This is a genomic window from Limnothrix sp. PR1529 (assembly GCF_002742025.1).
Lineage (GTDB): Bacteria > Cyanobacteriota > Cyanobacteriia > CACIAM-69d > CACIAM-69d > CACIAM-69d.
Window position 1 is genome coordinate 77,038 of record NZ_LIRO01000038.1, and the last position, 7,686, is coordinate 84,723.

The 7,686-nt window shown below is 43.9% G+C and carries 4 protein-coding genes; 1 reads left to right on the top strand and 3 read right to left on the bottom strand.

The window, feature by feature from the left end:
- Positions 1-15: 15 nt before the first annotated feature.
- The 3 genes from AMR42_RS06640 to AMR42_RS06650 form a co-directional block, all read right to left on the bottom strand.
- Entirely contained in the window at positions 16-2,286 is a 2,271-nt protein-coding gene (locus AMR42_RS06640) for an NHLP family bacteriocin export ABC transporter peptidase/permease/ATPase subunit (RefSeq protein ID WP_099532680.1), read from the bottom strand.
- 104 nt (positions 2,287-2,390) lie between these two features.
- A complete protein-coding gene (locus tag AMR42_RS06645; protein WP_099532681.1) occupies positions 2,391-3,911 on the bottom strand; it encodes an NHLP bacteriocin system secretion protein in 1,521 nt (506 codons plus the stop codon).
- 85 nt (positions 3,912-3,996) lie between these two features.
- Positions 3,997-4,986, bottom strand: a complete 990-nt coding sequence (locus tag AMR42_RS06650; RefSeq protein ID WP_234406715.1) for a cyclic nucleotide-binding domain-containing protein — start codon at positions 4,984-4,986, stop codon at positions 3,997-3,999.
- 394 nt (positions 4,987-5,380) lie between these two features.
- On the opposite strand from AMR42_RS06650, the gene AMR42_RS06655 reads away from it, so the two are divergent.
- Positions 5,381-7,540, top strand: a complete 2,160-nt coding sequence (locus AMR42_RS06655) for an adenylate/guanylate cyclase domain-containing protein (protein ID WP_099532683.1) — start codon at positions 5,381-5,383, stop codon at positions 7,538-7,540.
- Positions 7,541-7,686: the final 146 nt, after the last annotated feature.

The window sequence follows — 7,686 nt, forward strand, 5'->3', positions numbered from 1 at the left end:
AGCTTTAACCATGGCTCACCCCGCTTGAATTAACTGAGCATAAGCTCCCGGAATATCCTTCATAGATTCGTGATTGCCTCGCTGGACGACCTGTCCGCGATCAAGTACCACAATTTCATCACAATCCCGAATTGTACTGAGCCGGTGCGCCACCACAATACAAGTGCAACCCCTGCGACGAATATTGCGATCAATTTGCTTTTCAGTTTCTGCATCGAGGGCGCTAGTTGCCTCATCCATCACCAAAATTGAAGGATTATTAACTAAGGCTCGTGCAATTTCTAGTCGCTGTCGCTGTCCACCACTCAAGTTAGCGGCACTTTCTAGGAGCTTCCCGTTGAGTCCCCCAGAAATCGCCATGACCACATCTAAAATTGCAGCATCTTGGCAAGCTTGTAAGAGTTGGGCATCTGGAATTGTGTCATCCCAAAGAGTGAGGTTATCTCGTACTGTTCCCCCAAACAGAAAGATCTCTTGCTCCACCATCGATAGGGAGTTAGTCAGAACTGCTCTAGGAACTGCTTGACGAGGAATACCATCAAATAAAATTTCTCCTTCCCAGGGTTCATATAGTCCCGTAATCAGTTTCGACAATGTAGACTTTCCAGAGCCACTACCTCCCACAAAGGCAATACGCTGTCCAGGGCTTAAAGAACAACTAAAATCTTTAATTAAAGGTGCATCTACTCGACTATAGCCAAAGGTGACATTTTGTAACTCAACATAGCCCTGCAAACGAATAATATCTGTTGGCATCGCTAGCTGAATGCCTTGGCTATTCGTTGAGTTAGCCCGTAGAAATTTTTGGTCTAAGCCAGCTTGAAATACTGGATCAATGGGATTTTGTAATACGTCATCCAGACGGTTCATACTGCCACTTAATTGCTCAATTTGACTGCCTAGGCTAACTAGGCTACCCACTGGCTGTTGAAACCGATTCATTAATCCCTGAAAAGCAATCAGCATTCCAACCGTGAGGTAGCCATCCATGACTCGAAGTCCGCCCAAGATTAGGACGATCATGGTAGATAGTGACGATAGAAATGCGGGTAAAGACCCTAAAACCAGCTCGCCCTTGAGTAGATCTTGTTGAGCAGAAATGGACTTGGCATAGTAACCAGCCCACTTTGAAAAAAAATCAGATTCTAGAGCTGCTGACTTAATCGTTTCAATACTTTGTAGTCCGCCAATTTCCAAGCCTGCAATTTTACCAAGATCTTGATTAAGGCGCATATAGTTATCAGTTCTTTGGCGAGAAATCCACCGCAGAACAGAAATATTGATGATTACAAAAACAATAGCAATAATAGTCAATACTGGATCATAAAACACCATCATAGTGCCATAAAAAAGAGTCATAACCGCATCGATCACACTGCGGGTTAATTGTCCAGATAACAAGCCCGCCACCTGATTGTTTAAACCAAGACGACTGCTGATTTCACCAGCAAAGCGCTGGGCGTAAAATCCCACTGGTAAGCGCAAAGTATGCCATAGAAATTGACCAGTTAGCTGAATTGAAAGACGTAACTGAAGATAGCGTAACTTCTTAAGCTGTAATAGCACTAAGCCTGCTTGCACGATTGTCACCAGTGCCATGGTACTCAGTAGCGGCGGAATCCATTCCACCTGCTTTTGAATCATAATATTGTCAATAAAAATCTGAGCAAATGCTGCGATTGAAATGCCTGGTAAAACCAAAACAAATCCTGTTAAAACACAGAATAATAATTCTGATGTTGATCCTTGAAGTCGCTTCCATAAAGCCGTAATCATGCTTGGCTTTCGTCCGCCTCGCTTGAAGTCAGGGCCGGGCTCCATGATCAAAACAACACCCGTGTAAGACTCTCGAAATTCTTGATCGCTGACCTGGCGCGGCCCCGTTGCCGGATCGTTCAAGAAAACTTGATCTTTACCAAAGCCCTCGACAACTAAAAAGTGGTTAAAATTCCAAAAAATAATGTAGGGTGGCTTAATTTCTCGCAGTTGATCGATTTCTTTTTTGAACCCTTTAGCTTGTAACCCAAAAGTACGAGCAGCTTTTAAAATGTTTGATGCCTTACTACCATCCCGCGAGACTCCACAACGAGTTCGCAGTTGCGGTAAAGGAATAATCAATCCATAGTGAGACAAAATAATGCCTAGGGCCGCAGCACCGCACTCAACAGCTTCCATTTGCAGCAGTGTAGGTGTCCTCACTCGACTATTACGCGATCTCGTTTTTTGAGCTTTATTAAACAGGAACGGAAAGGGTAAAAACGGTCGGATTTTTTCTGAAAGTTGCATAGCCACTGGCAGACAATTTTGAAAAGTGGTTTAATCATTTAAGCCCATGATAGTAGTGGCTTAATTCTATTCATACTTCCTGATGACGTTCTTGCCAGCGAGCATCATTGGCTCTCAAATCCCAGATGTGATGTTTGCAAGTGATCGAGAGGTACATTCATCGCTAATTTGGGCTTTCTGTCACTGCCAAATTCTTGCAAAAAGGGCAACAAGAAAGTGATCGGAGCACGCTCCTCAATCGTAATTCGTACTGTTGCGGTGGTGCCAGGTGTGATCATCTCTGAGGGGCCTCGAGAGGATGACCACTGATAACCACTGTCAGTTTGAGAGTCGGCTCTTAGCTTTGCTTCAACCCCAATTACAGCACTATTACCTGCTAACAAACCTTGTACCAGATCAGCATTTCCGATCGCTGCTAAGGCTCCTTCTTTCGTCACGGGCAGAGCAGAAACCTGAGTGACCTCGCCCAGAATGCCTCCAAAGCGCTCACGCTGAACTGTGTCGGGAATCACGATTATTTTCATCCCTGCTTTGACTCGCTTGCCATCTTTAATCGCTAAGTAACCCATGCCCCGCATGGTATCGCCCTGATTAATCGTTTGGAGATAGCCTAGTTTTGTCCCTGGTTGCACCACTTGTCCTGGTTGAGCGTTCACTTCAATTAAACAGCCTGCTTGGGGACTAATAACTTGGCTATTATTATTGATTTGCTGATTGAGACGAGTAATTTCGCGACTCACATCCTGAAGCTCCCGATCTCGCAGAGTGTTCGTATCCAAGGTTTCTTGATTGAGACGAGTATCTCGCGCTTCTAGCTCCTGTAATTGAGCTTGTAATTCCCCAGTACTTCGCAAGTTTTCAAGATATCGGCGCTCAGCCTCCGTGCTTTCTACATCCAAGGCTTTCAGTTGCGCTTCAATTTCTGCAACAGTTTCTTTGGATTGAATATAGGCTTGCTCGATCTGCAACAAATAGTCCCGATTAATTGCCCCTTGTGCTTGCAAATTTCTGAGATCTTCCACACGCTTGCGTCGCACAGGTACTAATGATCGGGCATTGGCCAACCGTTGTTCTAAACTGCGACGCTGCTCCTGCACAGCACCTAGCCCCTTGTCCCGTAACACTGGAGCTAATGCTTGGGTATCCCGCAGCCGTTGACGCAAACTAGCCCGAGATGCTTCGATCGCACTACGTTCTGTCTGGGTTCGTCGACTAGTCAGCATTCGAGAATCTTGAGTTTGAGTCCGTAATTGTCCCAATTTCCCCTGGGCTAAACGCAGTTGTTGACGCAAGTCTAGGGGGTCAATTGTTGCTAAAGTATCACCCTTTTGAACACATTGCCCACCTCGTACTTTCACTTCTGTCAGTTGCCCAGCGATCGCAGACTGAAAGTCCATAATTTGGCGTGGTTGCATCAGCACTCCGCGACCTTCCACCGTCACGGGAATGCGTCCCATCACGCTCCAAGCTAACCCTGCCAAAACCAAACTGCCAAATGTAGCCAACATCAACCAATCCAGCGGGTTAACAACCTGCATGAGTTGATCAAGCCGTTCTGGCGAGGATAATCGCTCTAAAGATTCTTGCCGGAATAAACCTTCTGCCTTTTCGTGATTAGGTGGCATGAGGATAGGTTTGAGTAGGGTTTTATAGGACTTTCATAGACCCAATATAGATCTATCTATATTAGGTCTATCTATATAGATAGACCTAGCGACGCAGTTGTTGAATCATCCAATCAAAACGAGTACCGGCAATAGCTGTTCCCTCTAAAACATCAAAATCCAGCTCATCCTCTACTTCAATCTCTTCTGAAAGAAGATTGATCGACTCTGATGTTAAATGGGCTAAACCTCCTTGGACTAATAGATCTTGACAACGAGTTGTCATAATCTGAGCCAAGGCTTGATAAAAACGGCTAGCGAAGCCCTGATCCATACGCATTTTTTCTGAAAGCGTTGATTGAGGAACACTCAAGAACCAGGCATTTTCTAGAGTTTTGACTGTGGCTGATGCTGCTCCTCCATCAACGAAGGACATTTCCCCTAAGATATCGCCCTTCACACGCTTGGCAACTTCAACTTCTTGAATGGTTGCTCCTGCTCCAATATTAATGTAAACACCTAGCACACCATCGAGCAGTAAATAAATTGCAGGAACCGCTTTCCCTTGCTCAATCAGGGAGGTTCCTAGGGAAGCTCGTTCAGCAGTGCCCTGGGCTAGTAACCATGCCACATCACTATCATTGAGTGTGGCAAAGACTCGCAGTACTTTTCGGAGTGGTTCTCCCTCTTTGACTTGACGTTTAGCCATCAAAACAGATAATTGTCTCAAGCGTTCTGATAGCTTAGTGGCTAAAAATCGGTAGAAGCGAGCGGCAAAATCTCGGTTACGAGTTAGTTGCTGATTTAATGACTGTCTGGGGATCTCTAGGACTTGGGTATCTCCGGCAGCGACAACAGAAAAGGGTGCTACTGGGTGACCCAAAATCGTGGTTTCTCCAATGAGATCCCCACTGCCCAAAGCAATTTGATCTATGCGATGAGTGCTAGCATCAGGCAGCTGAATAGCCAGCTCACCCTCCAAAACAATGTAAATGGCTGAACTTTCCTGATTAGCTTGTATTAGGGTCGAATTCGTTGATCGGGATTGAGTCTTGCCAATTGTGAATAGCCACTCACAATCGACTTCTGAAAACAAGTTAAAGTGAGTTAATGATTGACAAAAGTGGAGCATAGGAAGGGGATTTTACTGCCAATATTGATTTCTTGAAAAAATGGCTACAGTTTGGCTCCTGAATACTTTTCCAAAGAAGATATTGAGTGAGCTAATTACATAATAAGCCTGATTGAGTGATTGATGGTAATCCTGATTCAAATCTCAATATTTATTAAATGTCCTTTGTCAATACTTCGATGTTAACCTAGTGACCGAAGACCAACTGAGTTTTTTGAACTTGTACAATTTGTTACATTTTGGCTATCATCCAATGAATAGTTCATTTTTTTGAAAAATTAAATTTTCCCAGAAAATCGTCTTCAGAAAAATTAACGAACTGCCCATTACCAACCCAAATTCCTATCGAGATTTAGATATGACTCACAATAGTCTAAAGCTTTTGACATCCAAAAATTTTCGACTGCGGTCTGCATTGGTAGTTCCATTTACACTGCAAATTTTGGTAACAGTTGGGATTGTAGGCTACCTATCTTTTAAGAATGGACAAGAGGCTGTTGATTCTTTAAGCACTCAGCTTCAAGAACAGGCTCAATCTCGAATTCGTCAACGGCTTGATAGCTATTTAGCTTCACCATCTCAGGTCAATCAACTTAATTTGGAATCGATCCAGCTAGGCTTATTACAACCTCAGGATCAAACTAATATTAGGCAGTACTTCTGGCGACAAATGCAGGTTTTTCCAGAGATCAGCTATGTCAATATTGGTATGGAGTCTGGGGATTTTGTAGGAATTGGTCGAGAAGACCATGGTGACTTGTATCTAGAGCTGATGCAAGCAAGTGACAACTACCGATATAAGCGGTATGTGCTTGATCGTCAAGGTCAACCAGCCAAACAGTTCACTAGTCAAGAATACCGATTTAAAGAAGAAGGATGGTATAAAAATGTGATTAGTAGCGGTCAGCCTCGCTGGAGTGACGTTTATCAGTGGAGCGATCGCCCTGAGATCATTTCAATTTCCTCTAGCTATCCAATTCTGGATCAGAACCGAAAATTGGTTGGTGTTTTAGGAGTTGACTTTGTTTTATCCCAAATTAGTCAATTTCTTAAAACACTTCAACTTGGTAAATCTGGTCGAATATTTGTGATTGAACGAAATGGTCTGATTGTTGCGAGTTCGAGTGACGAAAAGCCGTATTGGGTAAGTCAGGGGAAGGCCCGTCGCCTGAATGCTTTGAAAAGCCGAGATTTATTAGTCCGAACAACAGCTGAGTACCTAAAAAAACAATTTTCTGATCTCAGAAAAATTGATCATGATCAGTCTATGGACTTTCAAAATCAAACGGGTGATCGCCTCTTGGTTAGGGTTCAACCTTGGCAGGATCGTCTAGGGCTAGATTGGCTGATTGTCACTGTAGTTCCTGAATCAGACTTCATGGGAAAAATCAGTGAAAATACTCGAAATACGGCACTACTGTGTCTTATAGCGTTAATTGGTGCTGTTATCTCGGGACTATATAGCTCTCGTTGGATTACGCGCCCAGTGCTGAAGTTGGATGCGGCAGCTAAGCAAATTGCGGCTGGTAATCTCGACCAACATGTGGAGATAGACAACCTATTCCAGATTATTGAGATTACCAACCTATCTAATTCCTTCAATAGCATGTCCAATCAATTGAAAGCATCATTTACGAATCTTGAAACTCAAAAAAATTCCTTTGCTAGGTTTTTCCCTCCTGAGTATTTATCTTTCCTGAATAAACAGGACGTAACAGATATTGAGCTAGGCGACCATATCAGTAAAGAAATGGCAGTGATGTTCTCGGATATTCGATCGTTCACCACTTTGTCTGAAAAAATGACTCCTCAGGAGAATTTTGATTTTGTTAATGCTTATTTGCGGCGTGTCTCACCGGAAATTCGTGCTCATAATGGATTTGTGGTGAAATTTCTGGGCGACGGCATGATGGCTGTTTTTCCAAATGGTGTGGATGATGCATTAGCTGCTGGTGTTGCTAAATCACATCAGGTGCAACGGTATAACGAAAAGCGGCAAGCGGAGGGTTTGGTGGCAATTGATGTGGGAATCGGCATTCATGTGGGCCACATGATGGTGGGGATGGTGGGCGAGCATAATCGTATTCAAGGCGATGCCTTTTCTGATAATGTCAATTTGACTGCTCGCCTTGAGGGATTGACCAAGTTTTATGGTGTTTCTTTGCTAATTTCGGAAGATGTTTTAACTCGCTTAAGTCACTCAAATCAATACAAAATTCGGTTTTTAGATCGAGCGGTGGTTAAGGGGCGTAATGAGCCGATAACTGTCTACGAGGTGTTGGATGCTCAACCAACGGAGTCTTGCTTGTTGAAGCTACAAACCCAAGCAGATTTTGATCAGGGAATCCAAGCATATTGTCAGGGACAACTGGTTCGAGCGCGGGATGCCTTCCAAAAGGTACTAGCGGTTAATGCTGCTGATAAAACGGCATTTCTTTATTTGAAGCGAATCGATATTTTAGTGGATCAGGGTGTTCCTGAAGACTGGACAGGGGTATGGAGCTTTAGTGAAAAGTAAGGTAGTGCCGTAAGGTCGTACGTCAATCTAATGTGGGATTGATAGAGTAGAGAGACTGATGGATGAAGGTTCACGCCATGGAATGCCCTCTGTGCGGTCACAGCAAAGCCCATAAACACGGCAGGATGCCCAATGGACATCAGCGC